At 61.2% G+C, this 18,340-nt stretch carries 18 protein-coding genes and 3 pseudogenes; 8 read left to right on the top strand and 13 right to left on the bottom strand.

All coding sequences use genetic code 11. From position 1 onward, the window contains the following. The first annotated feature begins 101 nt into the window (after positions 1–101). Together FPT15_RS26345 and FPT15_RS26350 are read left to right on the top strand one after the other, a co-directional pair. Positions 102–2,639, top strand: a complete 2,538-nt coding sequence (locus tag FPT15_RS26345) for a PAS domain-containing sensor histidine kinase (RefSeq protein WP_145165752.1) — start codon at positions 102–104, stop codon at positions 2,637–2,639. Between the two features lie 50 nt (positions 2,640–2,689). Next, a complete protein-coding gene (locus tag FPT15_RS26350; RefSeq protein ID WP_003174397.1) occupies positions 2,690–2,965 on the top strand; it encodes a peptidylprolyl isomerase in 276 nt (91 codons plus the stop codon). Between the two features lie 120 nt (positions 2,966–3,085). Here FPT15_RS26350 and FPT15_RS26355 read toward each other — a convergent pair whose 3' ends face one another. The 8 genes from FPT15_RS26355 to FPT15_RS26390 form a co-directional block, all read right to left on the bottom strand. Continuing rightward, a complete protein-coding gene (locus tag FPT15_RS26355; protein ID WP_145165753.1) occupies positions 3,086–3,991 on the bottom strand; it encodes a sugar kinase in 906 nt (301 codons plus the stop codon). Positions 3,992–4,119: 128 nt separating this feature from the next. Further along, positions 4,120–5,328, bottom strand: a complete 1,209-nt coding sequence (locus FPT15_RS26360) for an amino acid deaminase (RefSeq protein ID WP_145165754.1) — start codon at positions 5,326–5,328, stop codon at positions 4,120–4,122. A gap of 8 nt (positions 5,329–5,336) precedes the next feature. Further along, positions 5,337–6,101, bottom strand: a complete 765-nt coding sequence (locus FPT15_RS26365; RefSeq protein ID WP_145165755.1) for an IclR family transcriptional regulator — start codon at positions 6,099–6,101, stop codon at positions 5,337–5,339. Between the two features lie 106 nt (positions 6,102–6,207). Continuing rightward, positions 6,208–6,597 carry a RidA family protein gene (locus FPT15_RS26370; protein WP_078742925.1) on the bottom strand — a complete coding sequence of 130 codons (390 nt, stop codon included), beginning with the start codon at positions 6,595–6,597 and terminating at the stop codon, positions 6,208–6,210. A gap of 14 nt (positions 6,598–6,611) precedes the next feature. After that, positions 6,612–7,394, bottom strand: a complete 783-nt coding sequence (locus FPT15_RS26375; protein WP_119735365.1) for an amino acid ABC transporter ATP-binding protein — start codon at positions 7,392–7,394, stop codon at positions 6,612–6,614. Next, positions 7,391–8,053: an amino acid ABC transporter permease gene (locus FPT15_RS26380; protein ID WP_122541442.1), complete on the bottom strand. Its 663-nt coding sequence runs from the start codon at positions 8,051–8,053 to the stop codon at positions 7,391–7,393. The genes FPT15_RS26375 and FPT15_RS26380 overlap by 4 nt, the downstream gene beginning before the upstream one ends. A gap of 11 nt (positions 8,054–8,064) precedes the next feature. Then, positions 8,065–8,727, bottom strand: coding sequence for an amino acid ABC transporter permease (locus FPT15_RS26385; RefSeq protein ID WP_106580127.1), 663 nt, complete (start codon positions 8,725–8,727; stop codon positions 8,065–8,067). Positions 8,728–8,779: 52 nt separating this feature from the next. Further along, positions 8,780–9,628: a transporter substrate-binding domain-containing protein gene (locus tag FPT15_RS26390; protein WP_065929539.1), complete on the bottom strand. Its 849-nt coding sequence runs from the start codon at positions 9,626–9,628 to the stop codon at positions 8,780–8,782. A gap of 571 nt (positions 9,629–10,199) precedes the next feature. On the opposite strand from FPT15_RS26390, the gene FPT15_RS26395 reads away from it, so the two are divergent. Both FPT15_RS26395 and FPT15_RS26400 read left to right on the top strand, forming a co-directional pair. Continuing rightward, positions 10,200–10,448 carry a hypothetical protein gene (locus tag FPT15_RS26395; RefSeq protein WP_145165756.1) on the top strand — a complete coding sequence of 83 codons (249 nt, stop codon included), beginning with the start codon at positions 10,200–10,202 and terminating at the stop codon, positions 10,446–10,448. A gap of 96 nt (positions 10,449–10,544) precedes the next feature. Next, positions 10,545–10,877, top strand: coding sequence for a co-chaperone YbbN (locus FPT15_RS26400; RefSeq protein WP_145165757.1), 333 nt, complete (start codon positions 10,545–10,547; stop codon positions 10,875–10,877). Here FPT15_RS26400 and FPT15_RS26405 read toward each other — a convergent pair. Continuing rightward, entirely contained in the window at positions 10,858–12,423 is a 1,566-nt protein-coding gene (locus tag FPT15_RS26405) for a TerC family protein (protein ID WP_145165758.1), read from the bottom strand. The genes FPT15_RS26400 and FPT15_RS26405 overlap by 20 nt on opposite strands. A 565-nt stretch (positions 12,424–12,988) precedes the next feature. On the opposite strand from FPT15_RS26405, the pseudogene FPT15_RS26410 reads away from it, so the two are divergent. Beyond that, positions 12,989–13,255: pseudogene (locus FPT15_RS26410) on the top strand (DAK2 domain-containing protein); the annotation flags it as partial. Between the two features lie 72 nt (positions 13,256–13,327). On the opposite strand, the gene sohB reads toward FPT15_RS26410, so the two are convergent. Further along, entirely contained in the window at positions 13,328–14,353 is a 1,026-nt protein-coding gene (gene sohB / locus FPT15_RS26415) for a protease SohB (protein ID WP_145165759.1), read from the bottom strand. Positions 14,354–14,546: 193 nt separating this feature from the next. Here sohB and FPT15_RS26420 point away from each other — a divergent pair, with 193 nt between their 5' ends. Next, positions 14,547–15,257: a histidine phosphatase family protein gene (locus FPT15_RS26420; RefSeq protein WP_145165760.1), complete on the top strand. Its 711-nt coding sequence runs from the start codon at positions 14,547–14,549 to the stop codon at positions 15,255–15,257. A 56-nt stretch (positions 15,258–15,313) separates the two neighbouring features. After that, entirely contained in the window at positions 15,314–15,628 is a 315-nt protein-coding gene (locus FPT15_RS26425) for an SCP2 sterol-binding domain-containing protein (RefSeq protein WP_016969749.1), read from the top strand. 94 nt (positions 15,629–15,722) lie between these two features. Here the strand turns inward: FPT15_RS26425 and FPT15_RS26430 are convergent. The 3 genes and pseudogenes from FPT15_RS26430 to FPT15_RS26440 form a co-directional block, all read right to left on the bottom strand. Then, positions 15,723–16,334: pseudogene (locus FPT15_RS26430) on the bottom strand (hypothetical protein). 6 nt (positions 16,335–16,340) lie between these two features. Continuing rightward, positions 16,341–16,928 (bottom strand): NUDIX domain-containing protein, encoded by a 588-nt coding sequence (locus FPT15_RS26435; protein WP_145165761.1) that lies wholly within the window; start codon positions 16,926–16,928, stop codon positions 16,341–16,343. A gap of 96 nt (positions 16,929–17,024) precedes the next feature. Continuing rightward, a pseudogene (locus FPT15_RS26440) lies at positions 17,025–17,207 on the bottom strand (short-chain dehydrogenase); the annotation flags it as partial. A 139-nt stretch (positions 17,208–17,346) separates the two neighbouring features. On the opposite strand from FPT15_RS26440, the gene FPT15_RS26445 reads away from it, so the two are divergent. Continuing rightward, positions 17,347–18,273, top strand: coding sequence for an alpha/beta hydrolase (locus FPT15_RS26445; protein WP_106580139.1), 927 nt, complete (start codon positions 17,347–17,349; stop codon positions 18,271–18,273). Positions 18,274–18,340: the final 67 nt, after the last annotated feature.

Consider the following 18,340-nt stretch of genomic DNA (forward strand, 5'->3'; position numbering starts at 1 on the left):
GCCCCAATGCATGCTATTTTTCGAGGGGTAGTCAGCCGCTCCCGTCTCGCGGGATAATCGGCTTTTGTTGTACTTCAAAGTGTCAGGTGTAGGGCTTTTTCATGAATGGAACATCCACCGGTAGCGAAGCCGCTGCATTGATTGCGCGGCTGGACTGGGCTCAAAGCCCCCTCGGTGAGGCCAACGACTGGCCGCAAAGTCTACGCACAGCGGTCGACATCGTGGTCCACTCACCGATGCCAATGCTGCTGCTGTGGGGCCCCCTGCTCACGCAGCTTTACAACGACGGCTTTGCGCGGCTTGCGGGCAACAAGCACCCCGGCGCGTTGGGCCAGCCGGCGCATGAGACCTGGCCGGAGTTGGCCGGCTTCACCGCGCCAGTCTACGACGCCGTGCTGAGCGGCCAGGTGCGCACGTTCAGCGAGCAACGCTTTGTACTGCAACGCAACCACCGCGATACCGAGATCTGGCTCGACCTGACCTACAGCCCGGTCCGCGATGAAAGCGGGACCGTCGCCGGCATTCTGGTCACCGCCATCGAAACCAACGAACGGCGCAGCAAAGCCCTCGAGCTGCAGCAGCGCTCCGAAGACAGCCTCAAGGCCCAGCACAGCACCGAGCAACGCCTGCAATTGGCGTTGGCGGCAACCGATGCGGTCGGCACCTGGGACTGGGACATCGGCGAAGACCGCTTTATCGCCGATGCCCATTTCGCCTACCTGCACGGCGTCGACCCGAGTGACGCCGGCCTGCTGCCCATCAGCGACTACCTGCAAGGCGTACACCCCGAAGACCGCGGCACGGTGGCGCGCAGCATCAAGCATTGCATCACCTTCGGCACCGAGTACGCCGAGGAATACCGCCTGCTGCAAGCCGACGGCCAGGTGCGCTGGGTGTTCGCGCGCGGGCGCTGTTACAAGGATCATCAAGGCCGCCCGGCACGCTTTTTAGGCGCAGCACTGGACCTGACCGAACGCAAACACACCGAGCAGGCCCTGCGCCAAAGCCAGACCGAGCTGCAGTTGATCATCAACGCCATGCCGGTGCTGATCGGTTACGTCGACCACGAACAGCGTTTTCGCCTGAACAACAGCGCCTACCTCGACTGGTACGGCATGACGCCCCAGGAGTTGTACGGCAAGAGCATCCGCGAAGTGCTCGGCGATGAGGTGTATGCCGGGCGCGAAGACAAGATCGAGGCCGCGCTCAAGGGCAAGGCGTGCAGCTTCATGACCGTGACGCCCCACCACGACGGCCGGCCGCGCCATGCACTGATGAAGTACTTGCCGCGCTTTAGCAATGACGGCTCGGTGAATGGCTTTTACATCTTCGTGATCGACGAGACCGAGCGCAAACTCACCGAAGAGGCCCTGCGCCACCTCAACGAGAACCTCGAAGAACGCGTGGCCCAGCGCACCCAGGCGCTGGCCGAGGCCAACCAGCGCCTGCAAAACGAGATGTTCGAACGCGAGCGCGCCGAGGATGCGCTGCGCCATGCGCAGAAGATGGAAGCGGTGGGTCAGCTGACCGGCGGCATCGCCCATGACTTCAACAACATGCTCACCGGGATTATCGGCAGCCTGGACCTGATGCAGCGCTACATCGCCGCCGGGCGCAGCGATGAGATCGGCCGGTTTACTGACGCGGCGGTCTCCTCCGCTCACCGTGCGGCCGCCCTCACCCACCGGCTGCTGGCGTTCTCCAGGCGCCAGTCGCTCGACCGCCGCCCGCTGGACCCGAACACGCTGGTGGCGTCGCTGGAAGACTTGTTCCGCCGTACCAAAGGCGCGCATATCTCACTCAAGGTGCAGCTGGGCAAGGACATCTGGCCGGTGAATACCGATGCCAGCCAGTTGGAAAACGCCCTGCTTAACCTGGTAATCAACGCGCGCGACGCTATGCCCGACGGCGGCGAACTGGTGATTGAAACCGCCAACAGCTACCTGGACGGCACCGACATCACCACCCTCGAACCGGTCAAGGCCGGCGACTACGTGATGCTCGGCGTAAGTGACAACGGCAGCGGCATGGCGCCGAAAATTCTGGCCAAGGCTTTCGACCCGTTCTTCACCACCAAGCCTATCGGCCAGGGCACCGGCCTGGGGCTGTCGATGATCTACGGGTTTGCCCAGCAATCGGGGGGCCACGTGACCATTCAAAGCGAACCCGGCCAAGGCACCTGCGTGCGCCTGTACCTGCCGCGCCTGTATGGCACCGCGCTGGAAAGCAACCTGCCGCAGCACCTGAGTGAAGCGCCGCTGGCACTGGCCGGTGAAGCGGTGGTCGTCGTCGAGGATGACCCCGCGGTGCGCATGCTGGTGGTCAATGTGCTGGCTGAACTGGGCTACACCGCCCACCAGGCGGCGGATTCACGCACGGCACTGCCGCTGCTGGAGTCGGATTTGCGCGTGGACCTGCTGGTGACCGACGTCGGCCTGCCGGGCATGAACGGCCGCCAACTGGCAGAAATCGCCCGCCAGCACCGGCCCGGCCTGCGCGTGTTGTTCATGACCGGTTACGCCGAAAAAGCCGCCGAGCGCCAGGGCTTCCTGGAGGACGGCATGGACATGGTGGCCAAGCCGTTCTCGGTTGAGCTGCTGGCGACCAAAATCCGCAGCATGATCAGCGTCGATGAATGAGTTCAGGCATAATCGCGCGCCCTTACGTTTGACCGTTGCCAGGTAACAACATGAAAGCCCAAGCCCGTCACATCCTGGTGAAAACCAGTGAAGAAGCCGAACAGCTCAAGCAGCGTATCGCCAAGGGCGAAGCGTTTGATGTGCTGGCCAAGAAATACTCGACCTGCCCGTCCGGCAAGCGCGGCGGTGATTTGGGTGAAGTGCGGCCAGGGCAGATGGTCGGGGCGATTGACGCGGTGATTTTCAAGAAGCCGGTGAAGGTGGTTCATGGGCCGATCAAGAGCAAGTTTGGCTATCACCTGGTGCAGGTGTTTTACCGCGACTGAGGGGTTGGCTCAGGACCGCTATCGCAGGCAAGCCAGCTCCCACACTTGAGCGCATTTCAACTGGAGGAATGCAGTCAAATGTGGGAGCTGGCTTGCCTGCGAACCGCCGCAGGCGGCCATTCACCGAGGAATCAAAGCCCCTGGCACCTGAATCACCCGGCTCGCCAACCGATGCCCCGCCAAGGCCGCCTCCTCCGGCGACTGACCTTTCAGCCGGCTGGCCAGATACGCTGCACTGAACGAATCCCCCGCCGCCGTTGTGTCCACCACCTTCTCGACCTTCAACGCCGGCACGGCAAAGCGCTCGCCCGCGCAACGGATCAAACATTCATCCGCGCCGCGCTTGAGCACCACCTCTGCAATCGCCGGGTACGCCGCAAACACCTGTTCGCTGTCGGCGTACCCAAACAACGCACGCTCGTCGTCCTCGGTCAGCAAGGCGATATCCACCTCGGCCAACACGGCGTGATACGCCGCGCGCGCCGCCTCGACGCTGGCCCATAAACGCGGCCGGTAGTTGTTGTCGAAGACTACCTTGCCACCGCGCTTGCGCGTTTCGATCAAGGTTTGCAATAACCGCGTACGCCCGATTTCTCCCAGCACTGCCAGGGTAATACCGCTGAAATACACCACGTCATAACCCGGCAAAGCCGCCAGGATCGGCTCGGCGGCCGGTGTGGTGAAGCAGTCACGCACGGCGGCTTCGTTGCGCCAGTAGAGGAATTTGCGTTCGCCGTTGGCGTCCGTCTGAATGCAGTACAACCCCGGCAACCGCCCGGGCAGGCGTTGCACCATGCCCAGGCCCAGGCCTTCTTCGGCCCACTGCGTGCACATGGCGTCGCTGAAGCTGTCATCGCCCAGGGCGGTGACGTAGTCAACCGTGCCGATGTCGCCCAGCTCGCGGCGCAGGTACACCGCTGCATTCAGGGTGTCGCCGCCGAAGCTTTGTTGAAGGCTGCCATCGGCGCGGTGTTGGAGTTCGATCATGCATTCGCCGATCAGGGCGATGCGCGGTTGTGGGTTCATGCCTTGGTCTCTCGCTGTTCTGGAGGGCCTCTTCGCGGGCAAGCCCGCTCCCACATTTGATTGCATTTCAACTGGAGGAATGCGGTCGAATGTGGGAGCGCGCTTGCCCGCGATAGGCGCGACGCGGTTTAGAAGCAGGTATGCAGCGACTCGATCACCTGCAACTGCTCATCCACCAGGCAGCCCACTTGCCACTTGTCGAAGGTCAGGCAAGGGTGCGAGGTGCCGAACGAAATGATGTCGCCGATGCGCAACTCTACCCCCGGCGCCACGGTCATGAACGCATGCTGGTCCATCACCGCCGTCACGATGCAGGCGGTGACGTCATCGCCTTCGGCCGGCACAATTCCAGCCCGGTAGCGCTTGAGCGGCACCGGCAAACCGGCGTCGTAGGCCACATCTCGCTTGCCCAGGGCGATCACCGCAAAGCCTGGCTCGGGCATCGATTGCACGTGCGCCCAGACTTCCAGCGCCGGGCGCAGGCCTTCATTGAGGTCGCTGCGACGGTCGAGCACGCAGCATTGCGCCTGCTTGTAGATACCGTGGTCGTGGGCCACGTAACTGCCCGGGCGCAACACGCTTAAGAAACGCCCCGCGGCGTTTTGGGTTTCGAAGGACTCGGCGATCAGGTCGTACCAGGCCGAACCCGAGGCGGTAATGATCGGTTTGGGCAGGTCGAAAGAGCCGTTGTTTTGCAGGTCGACCGCCAGGCGCACCAGGCTGGCGGCAAAGTCGCGGATGCCGCTGATGGCGTGCTCGCCATGGATCACGCCTTCGTAGCCTTCAATGCCGGTGAGGGCCAGCGCCGGCTGGGCCTTGATCGCCTTGGCCAGTTCGCGCACTTCCTGCTCGCTGCGGCAGCCGCAACGGCCGCCGACCACGCCGTACTCGATCATCACGTTCAAACGCAGGCCACGCGCGGCGAAAAACAGCCCCAGGTCGGCGACGTTGTCCGGGTGATCGACCATGCAATGGAAGTCGAAGTCTTTGTCGGCCAGCAGATCGGCAATCAACGCCATGTTCGGCGCGCCGACCAATTGGTTGGCCATCAACACACGACGCACGCCCCCGGCATAGGCAGCGCGGGTCTGCACCGCATTGGCCAGGGTGATGCCCCAGGCGCCCGCCTCGATCTGGCGCTGAAACAACGCCGGCATCATGCTGGTTTTGCCGTGGGGCGCGAGTTCTGCGCCGCTGTTGCTGACGAAGTCCTGCATCCAGCGAATGTTGTGTTCCAGGGCGTCGCGGTGCAGCACCAGGGCCGGCAGGCTGACGTCGCGGACCAGGTGGGCGCCAACGGCGGCGGCGCCTTTTTCAACGGCGTTGAGGGCAGTCATAAACACTCCTATTCGTTGATGCGTCGGGCCAGGTTGTTGGCGCTGTCGATCAACACCCGGCGATAGTCGTTGTAGTTTTTGATCGCATCGGCCCGTGGGGCAACGATGCACAAGGTCGCAATGCTGATGCCCTGCGCGTCCCGCACCGGGGCGGCGAAGCAATGGGTGAAGGTGTCGGCCACGCTGTCAAAGGAGAAGAACCCATCGAGCGTGGCCTGACGGATCTGCGCCAGGAACGTCTCCAGCGGCAGGCGCTGGCCGTCCGGCAGGATGAAATCGTCGCAGTCGATCAGGTCGATAATCTGCTGGTCGCTCAAGTGCCCCAGCAACAGGCGCCCGGAAGCAGTCCAGGGGATCGGTGCGTTTTCGCCGATGTCCGACGAGATGCGGAAATGCCGCTCGCCTTCGCGCATCAGCGCCACCGTGTATTTACGCCCGTTGAGCAGGCACATCTGCGCGGTTTCGTGGGTTTGGCTGACGATCTCCTGCAAGGCGTGATCGGCCTCGCGGGTCAGGTCGAAGTGGCGCAGGTGCGCCTGACCGAGGAAGTACAGTTGGCGACCAAGGTAGACGTGGCCGTCCTTGCCCACGGTTTCCAGGATGCGCCGCTCCAGCAACGAGGCGACCAATTCGTAGACGGTGGATTTGGGGCTGCCGATGCCGCTGGCAATATCATTCGGGCGCAGGGGCTGGCCGATCTCCTTGAGAAAATCGAGGATATCGAATGCACGGTCCAATCCTTTGGCGCGGCGTTTGATGGTGTCTTCGGTCATGGCAGTTCGGTCCGGTCGAAATTCTAGGGTCTGGCAGAGATCCCTTGTGGGAGGGGGCTTGCCCTCTCCCACATTTGATCTTCAGTGGATGTCAAGAGAGGGGCATTTAGCCTTTTTTCTTGTAGGCCACGCAATCAATCTCAACCTTGCAGTCGACCATCATGTTGGCCTGCACACAGGCGCGCGCCGGGGCGTGTTCGGGGGTGAAGTATTCACCGAACACCTTGTTGAAACTCCAGAAGTCGCGCGGATCTTCCAGCCATACGCCAACGCGCACCACGTCTTTCAACTCGTAGCCGGCCTCTTCGAGAATCGCCACCACGTTGCGCATGGTCTGGCGGGTTTGCTCGACGATGCCGCCGTTGATGATTTCACCGTCCACCGCCGGCACCTGGCCCGAGACGTAGAGCCAGCCGTCCGCTTCCACTGCACGTGCGAAAGGACGCGGTTGGCCACCGCCGGCGGTGCTGCCGGTGCCGTAACGAGTAATGCTCATAAAGTTGCTCCTGATTAAAAACGAATGTTCTTCAAAAATTCCGCCAGGCGCGGCGATTGCGGGCGTTCGAAGATGTCCTTCGCACTGCCCTGCTCTTCAATGCGGCCCTGGTTCATGAATACGATCTTGTCCGACACTTCGTAGGCAAAGCGCATTTCGTGGGTGACCAGCAACATGGTCATGCCCTCCTCTGCCAAGCCCTTGATCACGCTGAGCACCTCGCCCACCAACTCCGGGTCAAGGGCCGAGGTGACCTCGTCGAACAGCATCAAGCTGGGGTTCATCGCAATCGCCCGGGCAATCGCCACGCGCTGTTGCTGGCCGCCGGACAACTGGCCCGGGAAGTGATTGCGCCGCTCCAGCAGGCCGACGCGGTCCAGCCATTTTTCGGCCAGGGCCACGGCTTCGTCCTTGCCCATCTTCTTGACCTTGAGCAGGCCGAGGGTGACGTTTTGCAACGCGGTGAGGTGCGGAAACAGGTTGAACTGCTGGAACGCCATGCCGGTCATCGCGCGGTGCTGGGCAATCACCCGCTCAGGGTGGCGCACACGCTTGCCGGCGATTTCGCTGTAGCCGATGGACTCGCCGTCCAGGGTGATCTGCCCGCCCTGGAATTCTTCCAGCAGGTTGACGCAGCGCAGCAGCGTGGTTTTGCCCGAGCCGCTGGAGCCGATCAACGTCACCACGTTGCCGCGCTGCATGGACAGGTCGACGCCCTTGAGCACTTCGACCTGGCCGTACTGTTTACGCAGGCCGCGAATGTTCAAAAGCGGTTGGTTGGTTTGAGGTTGGTTCATGGCAAGGCCACCCGCTTTTCAATGTAGCGCCCGAATAACTCGATGGCGTAGTTGATGACAAAGAACAGAAACCCGGCGAACAGGTAGAACTCCAGGGTCATGAAGGTGCGCGCGATCACTTGCTGGGTGCTCAGCAGCAGCTCGGCCACGCCGATCACCGAGAGCAAGGTCGAGGCCTTGACGATTTCCGTGGAGGAGTTGACCCAGGTCGGCAGGATCTGGCGCAACGCCTGAGGCAACAGCACGTAACCCAGCGACTGGTAGAACGTCAGGCCAATCGCCTTACCCGCTTCCAGTTGCCCACGGGGAATGGCTTGCAGCGCGCCGCGCACGATCTCCGACACGTGAGAGCCGCAGAACAGCGTCAGCCCGACGGCGCCGGCCTGGAACGCGCTGATCTGCCAACCGAGCGCCGGCAACATGTAGAAACATGCCAAGACCAGCACAAACACCGGCGTGCCACGGATCAGGTCGACATACAGACGAAACGGCGCGCGCATCCAGAATTTGCCGTAGGTCAGGATCAACCCGGCGACGATGCCGATCAGCGTGCCAAAGATAATGGCCAGCGCAGACACATACACGCTGGCCTGAAAGCCCGCCCACAGGGTATCCCGGGCGATCCACAACTCATGCAGCCAGCTGGGGGACTCGTACATGGAAACCCTCCTTAACGACGGATCGCCAGACGCTGTTCCAGGTAACGGAGCAGCATGGCAATGAGGTAACAGGCAGCCACGTAGAGCGCAGTCGTGACCATCCAGGTTTCAATCACCCGGTAGCTTTCGACGTTGATCTTGCGGGCGTAATAGGTCAGCTCCGGCACGGCAATCGCCGCCGCCAGCGAGGTGTCCTTGAACAGCGAAATGAAGTTGTTCGACAACGCCGGCAAGACGTTGCGCAGCATCACCGGCACGGTGATATAGGCGCGGATACGCCACTCACCCAGGCCGATGGCCAAGCCGGCTTCGCGCAAACCCTTGGGAATATTCAGCAGCCCGGCGCGGAACACTTCGGTGAGGTAGGCACCGGCGTACAACGACAGCGTGATGATGAAGGACGGAATTTTGTCGAGACGAATCCCCAGTGACGGCAGTGCAAAGTAGATCAACAGGATCAGCACCAGAATCGGCGTATTGCGGATCACCGTCACGTACACGGAGGCGATGATGCGCAGCGCGCGGTGCCTGGACAGCATGGCGAATGCCATCATCAAGCCGATCACGCAGCCAATCGCGATCGACAGCAGCGCCAGCTCAAGGCCCAGGCCGAGCCCCGCCAGCAAGCTGGGGAAATCACGCCACACGGCGGCAAAGTTCAACTGATAGTTCATGGTCGGCAGTACCTGATTGGGGCGCCGTCAGCGACGCCCCAGGGTTTACGATTTACTTGAACTCAACCGGGAAACCGATCGCAGGCTCTGGCAAATCCACACCGAACCATTGCTTGAACGAGGCTTTGTAGGTCGGGAACTCGACGCCGGTCATGGCTTCATGCAGCGCGGTGTTGACGAAGTTCAGCCAGTCCTGGTCGCCACGCTTGACCGCGCACGCGTAGGTTTGCGGGCTCCAGGCGTAGGTCGGGCTGCGGTAGCGGCCTGGGTTCTGCACCATCAGGTACTTGACCGAAGACTGGTCGGTGGCGGCGGCGTCGGCACGGCCGGAGTTCACGGCCTGGTACATCAGGTCGACGCTGTCGTACTGATCAACCTTGGCCTTGGGCAGCGCCTGGTGCACCAGCTCTTCGGCGTAGACGTTTTGCAGCACCGCCACGGTGACGCCGTCGCCGGCGGCTTGCAGGTCTTCGATTTCCTTGTACTTGCTGTTGTTCGGCAACAGCAGGCCCACGCCTTCGCGGTAGTACGGCAAGGTAAAGGCCACCTGCTGCGCACGGCTGGCGGTGACGGTAATGAACTGGCAACTCATGTCGACCTTGTCGGTCAGCAGGTTGGGAATACGTGCGTCGGAAGACTGCACCACAAACTCGACCTTGCTCGGGTCGTTGAACAAGCCTTTGGCCACAATGCGGCCGATGTCGATATCAAAACCCTGCAACTTGCCATCCGCTCCCTGGAAGTGCCACGGCGCATTGGTACTGCCTGTACCCACGATGAGATGCCCACGCTTGAGCACATCATCGAGCTTGCTGTCCGCCGCGTGCACAACGCTTGCGAGGGAAGCCGATGCGGCGAAGAGAAAAACACACGCTTTAAACACGGAAGGTCGGTGATGCATGACAAGCACTCCAGGAGTTGTGTATTCCGCTATACCGGAACTTAGTATGTAACAACGGAATAGACAGCAGAAAGTGTGCCATAGGCGGTTGCAGAAAAACATGAAGGGGACAAAGTTGTTTTAAATCAATTGGATAAATATTGAGCTGCGGTAAGGCGCTGTGCCAGCAGCCGTGGATGTGTTGCTACGCAAGGCCACACACGGCGGTGACAGTTTGGATGCCGTGCACCACGGTAGCGTTACCGTGCACCGGGGCGGTGCTGAGCGAGCGGGCTTCTTGTGGCGAGCGGGCTTGCCCCGCGTTGGGCTGCGAAGCGGCCCCAAAACCTGGCGACGCGGGTTTTCAGGTATAGCGCGGCGACTGGGTTGGGAGCGCTTCGCACTCCAACGCGGGGCAAGCCCGCTCGCCACAAGAAGCCCGCTCGCCACAGGAAGCTCGCTCACTATGAGAAGACCGCTCACTACAGCTAGCCGGTTTGCCGCAACTCACCTGGGTTTCTTGGCGAGGCTCTGGTTGTTTTTTTGTGCTGGGCTAGGCTGGTGGGATGTCTGTGTGCGGGAGCGTGGCGTGATGAAGGTAAGCCTTTTGGTAGTGTTGCTGGGCTGTCTGGTGGCCGGTACGGCTTCGGCCAGTAATGATCGCCGTGAATGCAAAGAAGAACTGCAGAAGCTCAAGGAAGCCTTCAGCACCGATTACACCAGCCAGAACCACCATGGCTATCGTCGGGCGAAGGCGTCCAGGGACAATGAGGAATACAAGAAATGCGCGAGCCAGGCGCGCAAGGCACGTGAACGAACGGAACGTGCCGACGATGCATGAGCCTGTCTACCTGTGAAGGTTGACAGTAGACGGTGGTGATCTCGCGATCTAGCGTATCCGGCAGGCCCCATCGGCCAGGTGCACAAGGAGATCATCATGGGTGCTGCGAATGCGGTGATTGATACCCTCAGCGATTACCAGCAGGTTCTGAATCAGCACCCGCTGGTGATCGTGCTGTTTACTTCCCAGTCCTGCCAGGCGTGCCTGGGAGTTCACCCACGCTTTAATAGCATTGCCGAAAAATACGCCGGCCGAGTGAAGAGCATGATCCTGGACACCGCCCGGACGCCGAGAATCGACGGCGTAGACGGCACGCCTACCCTGGTGGTCTACAAAAATGCCCTTGAGGTCGAAAACCTCAAGGGCATTGGCGCGCCGGAAGAACAGGAAGCACTTCTGGATCAGGTGTTCAAAGACTACGCGCCGTAGGTACCAGCAGCACCTGCGTCACCCGCCGCTCCTCCACCGCCGCCACTGTCAGGTGCCAGCCTTCGTGCTCCAGGCTGTCGCCCACTCGCGGCAAGCGGTCCAGCAGGCTCATCACCAAACCTGCGAGCGTCTGGTAATCGTCGGTGGCCACGGCCTTGAAGCCGGTGCGCTGGCGAACCTGATTAAGGGTCAAGGCGCCATTGGCGCGAAAGCCTGCGCCCTCCTCGACGATATCCGGCCCTTCGATTTCGCTGGCGTCCGGCAATTCACCGGCGATGGATTCAAGAATGTCGGTCATGCTCAACACGCCCATAAAATCGCCGAATTCGTTGATCACAAACGCGATATGGGTGGATGCCTGGCGCATCTGCTCCAGGGCGTTGAGGATCGAAAAGCTCTCCAGCAGGTTGACCGCGCGGCGCGCCAGGTGCTCCAGGTTCGGCTCGTGGCCGGCCAGGTATTCCTTGAGCAACTCCTTCTTGTGCACGAAGCCCAATGGCTCATCGACAGCACCGTTGCGGATCAACGGCAGCCGCGAGTAGGACGAATGCATCAATTTACGGCGAATAGTGTCGGCATCGTCCGCCAGATCGATACAGTCGACCTTGGCCCGCGGCGTCATCAAGCTGCGGATCGGGCGCTCGGCCAACTGCAACACGCCACTGATCATCACGCGCTCGCGTCGATCAAACAGCGGGCCCTGGGTCGCATCCGGCTCGCCCATCAGGTCGGCAACGTCGTCATCCATGCCCTCCACCGCCAGACTGCGGCCCCCCAGCAAACGCATCACCGCATGCGCAGTGCGCTGGCGCACCGGCAACGTACCCTGTACCGACTGCTTGCGACGGGCGCGGGCAAGCTGGTTGAACAGCTCCACCACAATCGAGAAGCCCATCGCCGCGTACAAGTAACCCTTGGGCACGTGGAAACCCAGGCCTTCGGCAGTCAGCACCAGGCCGATCATCATCAGGAAACTCAGGCACAGCATGATCACCGTCGGGTGCGCATTGACGAAACGCGTCAGCGGCTTGCTCGCGACAATCATCAGGCCGATGGACACGATCACTGCGATCATCATCACCGCCAGCTCGTCGACCATGCCCACCGCAGTCACCACCGCGTCGAGGGAGAACACCGCGTCAAGCACCACAATCTGCGCGACGATCGGCCAGAACATCGCATAGGTGGCATTGCCCGCACGCTGGGCCACATGACCTTCGAGGCGCTCGTGCAATTCCATGGTGGCCTTGAACAACAGGAACACACCGCCAAACAGCATGATCAGGTCACGGCCGGAAAACCCCTTGCCGAAAACCTCGAACAGCGGCTGAGTAAGGGTCACCATCCAGGAAATACTCGCCAGCAAGCCCAGGCGCATCAGCAGCGCCAGGGACAAACCGATTAACCGCGCCCGGTCGCGCTGCTCCGGCGGCAGCTTGTCCGCCAGGATCGCGATAAACACCAGGTTGTCGATGCCCAGCACCAGTTCCAGCACAATCAAGGTCAACAAGCCGAGCCAGGCCGTTGGATCCGCTAACCATTCCATTTATAGAGTCTCGTTATAGATGTCTGAATGCCGGACACGGCAAGGCGCGGTCAGTGGACCGGGACAAGGGTAGCAATCGGAATACGGGGTGCTTCAGCGGGAACAGCAGCAGCGGATGTCTTGGGGAAAGACGACTGGGAGGCTCCGAGAGGGTGTTCATGCAAGTCCTGCTGTGGAAAAAGAACCTGAATCGTACAATCGAAACCTAAATTTCCTACAACGCAAAACTATTACAAAATCTGTAACCCCAACACACACTTCGAAATAGGCCACTTTAGAGCAGCGCTACCTGTGAAGAAGAGCTATATGCAAAGCAGAGCCATCTATGGTGCAGGGCCACCTGTGGCGAGCGGGCTTGCCCCGCGTTGGACTGCGCAGCAGCCCCAAAACCTGCTGACCGAATTCTCCTGATACTCCGAGTCGCCTCAACTGGGGCTGCTTCGCACCCCAACGCGGGGCAAGCCCGCTCGCCACAGTACTCCCGCCGCCATACTTCCCTCAGCTTTTACGCGTCGCATCATCCAGCGCCAAAATCGTATGCGCAATCCACAAAGTCCCGGAATCCATCGCCCCCGACGAAGCCATCCTCATCGAACCGCTGGCCTGTTCGCTGCACGCCGCCGAGCGTGCGCATGCCGGCGGCGCATCCTTCAACGATGCGCTGCAAGCCATGAAAACCGCTGCCTCGCAGGGGCGTGATTCAACCAAGGACTTAGTCGCGAAAATCGGCCCCGCGAGTCGGCTGGGTGAGCGCTCGTTGGGCGTGCTCGACGCAGGTGCGGTGTCGTGCTGTTTGATCCTGACGCGGTTGGCGGATTCGGTTCAACCGCGCTGGGTGCAGCGCCCCGGATGGCCCTTTCGCGAGCAAGCCCGCTCCCACAAAAGCTTGACCTGCAGTCTGGAATTACCAGAACCGCTGCTGGGTCAAGCGGCTCCACCAGGTCAGCAGCACTCGGTCCACCGAACCGCTGGCCGCCAGGCCGACCCGCTCTTGCAGGCTTTTGCGCTCGGCATAGTGCAGGTGGAACACCTCGGCGGTCTTGGCCTTGGTGGCCAGGTATTCGTCGCTGGTTTGCAGTTCGTCGACCAGTTGCTTGTCGAGGGCTGCAACACCCAGCCACACTTCCCCGGTCGCGACATCATCGATTGCCAGCTGAGGGCGATAGCGCGACACGAAGTTCTTGAACAACTGATGGGTGATGTCCAGGTCTTCCTGGAATTTCTCGCGGCCCTTCTCGGTGTTTTCGCCAAACACGGTAAGGGTGCGTTTGTATTCACCGGCCGTCAGCACTTCGAAATCGATGTCATGTTTTTTCAGCAGGCGGTTGACGTTGGGCAACTGCGCTACCACGCCGATCGAGCCGAGGATGGCGAACGGTGCGCTGATGATCTTCTCGCCGATGCACGCCATCATGTAACCGCCGCTGGCCGCGACCTTGTCGATGCACACGGTCAATGGCACGCCCGCCTGGCGAATACGCGCCAGTTGGGATGAGGCCAGGCCGTAGCTGTGCACCATGCCGCCGCCGCTTTCCAGGCGCAGCACCACTTCGTCTTTCGGCGTGGCCAGGCTCAGCAGTGCGGTGATTTCATGGCGCAGGCTCTCGGTGGCCGAGGCCTTGATGTCGCCGTCGAAATCCAGCACAAACACCCGGGGCTTGGCCTCGGGTTTCTTCTTGCCTTTCTTCTTTTCGGTTTTGCTTTCGGCTTTGCGCAGGGCCTTGAGCTGGTCCTTGTCGAGCAGGCTCGACTCCAGGCGCTCACGCAGGCCCTTGTAGAAATCATTGAGCTTGCTGACCTGCAATTGGCCGGCGGACTTGCGACGGCCTTTGCTGCGCAGCGCCGCGAAACTGATCAGTACCACCACAATAGCGACCACCAGGGTGACGGTCTTCGCCAGAAAGCTCGCGTATTCGGCCAGAAAATCCATATGTCTCCTTAAAAATGCACTGCGCCAGGCGCGGATGGGCCCAGCATACCGACGGCACCGCGTTCGAGCCAGTGATCAAACCGCCAGCAAGCGGGCTCTAACGGGCTTTTAAAACAAGCGTATGTTTTTTCATTGACAGCTCTCCGGCATCCTCATAACCTCGCCAGACTTTCAACGTACCGGGAAAACGGACGTGGGCAGCATTTATCTGATTCGACATGGCCAGGCCTCTTTCGGTGCAGACGACTATGACGTCCTGTCGCCCGTCGGCGTGGAACAAGCGCAAGTGCTCGGTCGCCACCTGGCAGACCTGGGCCTCACGTTCGAGCGCTGTGTATCGGGCGACCTGCGCCGCCAGCAGCACACCGCCACGTCCGTGTTCGATCAATATGCAGCCCGTGGCCTGCCGGTACCTTCGCTGGACATCGACAGCGCCTTCAACGAATTCGACGCCGAGGCGATCATCCGCGCCCTGCTCCCCGACCTGCTGAGCACCGAACCCGAAGCCCTGGAGATCCTGCGCAATGCGGCGCACAACCGCAGCGAATTCCAGCGCATCTTCGCGTTGATCATCGAGCGTTGGCTGGCCGGCACTTATGACCCACCGGGGCTGGAAAGCTGGCTGGGGTTTGTCGAACGCGTACAAGGCGGCCTGCAACGGATTCTCGAAACCGCCCGGAACACGGACAAGATCGCCGTGTTCACCTCCGGCGGCACGATCACCGCCCTGCTCCACTTGATTACCCGAATGCCTGCCGCCCAGGCGTTCGAACTCAATTGGCAAATTGTTAACACCTCGCTCAACCAGCTGAAATTCCGTGGACGCGAGGTGGCGCTGGCTTCCTTCAACAGTCATACCCACTTGCAACTGTTGAAGGCGCCGCAGCTCATCACTTTCCGATGAACTGCGGCCAACCGTGACCCCAAGGTCACTGGACTCTACCCTTAAGGATCGAAACCATGACTGACGTAGCCAAAGCTGTAGAAGCAATGAAAGCCAAATTCAACCCAGCCGCTGCCGACGGCCTGGACCTGGTGTTCGGTTTCCGTATCGACGACACCCAGAACTTCTCGCTGGTGGTCAAGAACAACACCTGCGAACTGCTCGAAGGCGAAAACCCTGACGCCCAGGTCACGCTGGTCACCGACGGCGAAACCATGGAAGGCATCGTCAGCGGCGACACCGACGGCATGCAGGCCTTCATGAGCGGCAAACTGCGCACCGAAGGCGACATGATGCTGGCAATGAAGCTGAGCGAGCTGTTCCCGGCCTGATCACGCTGATTGTTTAGCGCGCTTTACCCCGACAAATCCCGCCACATGGCGGGATTTGTTGTTTGCGCGAGCGGACAACGGCCATATCCGCACCTCATCGTCCACAATTGCCCCTGATAGCCTCCCCCGCAAACGCCCGCCGAACAAACCCTGTCGAATCCCCCAAAGACCCATTCACCGCCCCGGAGTGATCGAGCTCTGGATACAAATGCCATTCCAACCGTCCCCTGCCTGGCAGGCGTCCCGGACCAAGGCTTTTTGCCCCGGTGCAAACACATCTCGGTCTTTACCGCCGGTGCCGAGAAAGACCGGAATATCGGTTTTCACCGAGGGATAAGCCGATTCACGCCCCAGCCGATCCAACGCCGCCTTGGGCGAACGCTCGAAGCTGTTATTGAAGGTCAAAACTGCCGACCGTGCCGTGAGCCCACGCCATCAGTGGCCAGCCGCCCGCTGGTGCTGCGCCCTTGGGCACGAACAGCGCACCGGAAACCGCGACAGGCGTGAGGTTGTCGAGCCCATCGGTGGAGGAATACAGAATCCGCAGGTTCAGCCCGGCCGACGCCAGGCTCTGCTGCGGCGTCAATGCTTCACTGCGCAGCAATTTGCCGGGCATTGGCGGCACAGGGTCAGCCCAGGTGTAGAACGCGTCAGCGGCGCTGCGACTGCCGGCCGCCAGTACCCATAGCAACGCCCACGCCCGCATCGCGCATCACCACCCTTCTTTCAACATGCGCAATTCCAGGTGCTGCAACAACATGATGGTTTTGCCATCGACAATCTCACCGCTCTGCACCATCGCCAGCGCCTGTTCAAAGCTCAGCTCCAGCACTTCGATGTCTTCACCCTCGTCGATCAGCCCGCCGCCATCGCCAACGCGGTCCGCCGCCTGGTACTCGCCGATAAAGAAGTGAATGCGCTCGGTCACCGAACCGGGGCTCATGAACGCCGCGTAGATTTTCTCCACAGGGCCGACGCGGTAGCCGGTCTCTTCTTCGGCTTCGAGGCGAATGCGCGCTTCGGGGGTGGCGTTGTCCAACAGGCCGGCGGCCGCTTCGATCAAGTAGCCGGGGTAATCGTTGACGAACGTGGGCATGCGGAACTGGCGGATCAGCAGCACCGTGCGCTGCGCGCGGTTGTACAGCAGAATCGTTGCACCGTTGCCGCGGTCGTACACCTCACGGGTCTGGGCTTGCCAACTGCCATCCTGGCGGCGCAGGTCGAAGGTGTATTTTTTCAGAAGATACCAATTGTCCGACAGGGTTTCTTCGGCGGTGATGCGAACGGGGCTATTGTCCATGGCCTGGCCTCTGCTCAAAGGAGCGCGAGCATGTCGCGGCGCCAATGTCAGCGTCAAGCGAAACGCTTGTGCAGACCGGCGCGCGGCGTATCGGGTTCAGGAAGCAGTCACGGCCTGAGCCGGCGGCTGCTTGATGCGCGGCCACGCGGCCGCAACCTCTTCAGCGCTGGCGGCCTGGATCCGTGCCAGATCGCGCGGGTAATCCACCCCGGGGTTCTCAGTGAACCGCGTCGCCGTGAATTGGCCATTGCTGGCCCGCAGGATGTATCCCGTGTCCTGGTCACCCAAACAACCCAGGCACGCGTTGTTCAATGCTGTAACACTTTGCAAGCAATCCCCATTCACGGCTGTCGAATTAATTCCTGCCCCTTAAAGCCATCTGGTAAAACCCGAGCTTCGCTTTTGTCCTGGAACCTTCATGTCATCTCGTTTTCTGTCTCGCCTGGGCCTGCGCTGGTTTCCCCTGCTGTGCATGGCCATCCTGATCATCGGCCTGCCGGTAGGCTGCGCGGTGCTTCAACACAAGGAACGCGAGCTGGTGTTTCGCATTGAACCGGGTACCGCCGGCTGGTACACCGGCTTGCCCAAGGCCGTGCAGGAATTCGATATAAAACCCGCCAGTTTCAAATCAGGCCAGAACCTGCATGGCTGGTGGTACCCGGCCGACAAGCAGGATGCTCCGGCGATTCTGTACCTGCACGGCGTGCGCTGGAACCTCACCGGTCAGCTGTTTCGCATTGAACAACTGCACGCACTGGGCTTTTCGGTGCTGGCCATCGACTACCGCGGTTTCGGCCAGAGTCACGGTGATTTGCCTTCGGAAACCAGTGTGTATGAAGACGCGCGCATCGCCTGGGAGCGCTTTCAGGTGCTGCAGCCAGACCCGAGCAAACGTCTGATCTACGGGCACTCGCTGGGTGGTGCGGTGGCCATCGACCTGGCAGCGCAGTTGAGTCAACAGACACCGGTGCCCGTGCGCGGCCTGGTGATCGAATCCACGTTCACCTCGCTGGGGGACGCGGCCGCGGCCGTGGCCAACACCTCACTGCCGGTGCGCTGGTTGCTGTCGCAGAAGTTCGACTCCATCGACAAAATTGCCGGCGTGCACATGCCGCTGCTGGTGGTGCACGGCCTGGCCGACCCCTACGTGCCACCGCGTTTCAGCCAACAACTGTTCGACGCCGCCCAGGAGCCCAAACGGCTGCTGCTGGTGCCTGGCGCCACGCATAACAACAGCATGAGCCTGGCCGGGCGCAATTATGGGCAAGCGCTGGAAAAACTCATGCAAGCGCAGATGCCGGCGCAGGTGGTGACGCACTCCACAGGTCGCAACGGCGACTCTTGAAAGTACTTTTCGGCACTGGGTTCGCGCTTGGCTGTCAAGCGTAAACCCTGCCCATACTGGCCCGCGC

The organism is Pseudomonas sp. RGB, from assembly GCF_007713445.1.
In the GTDB taxonomy this organism is placed as follows: Bacteria; Pseudomonadota; Gammaproteobacteria; order Pseudomonadales; family Pseudomonadaceae; genus Aquipseudomonas.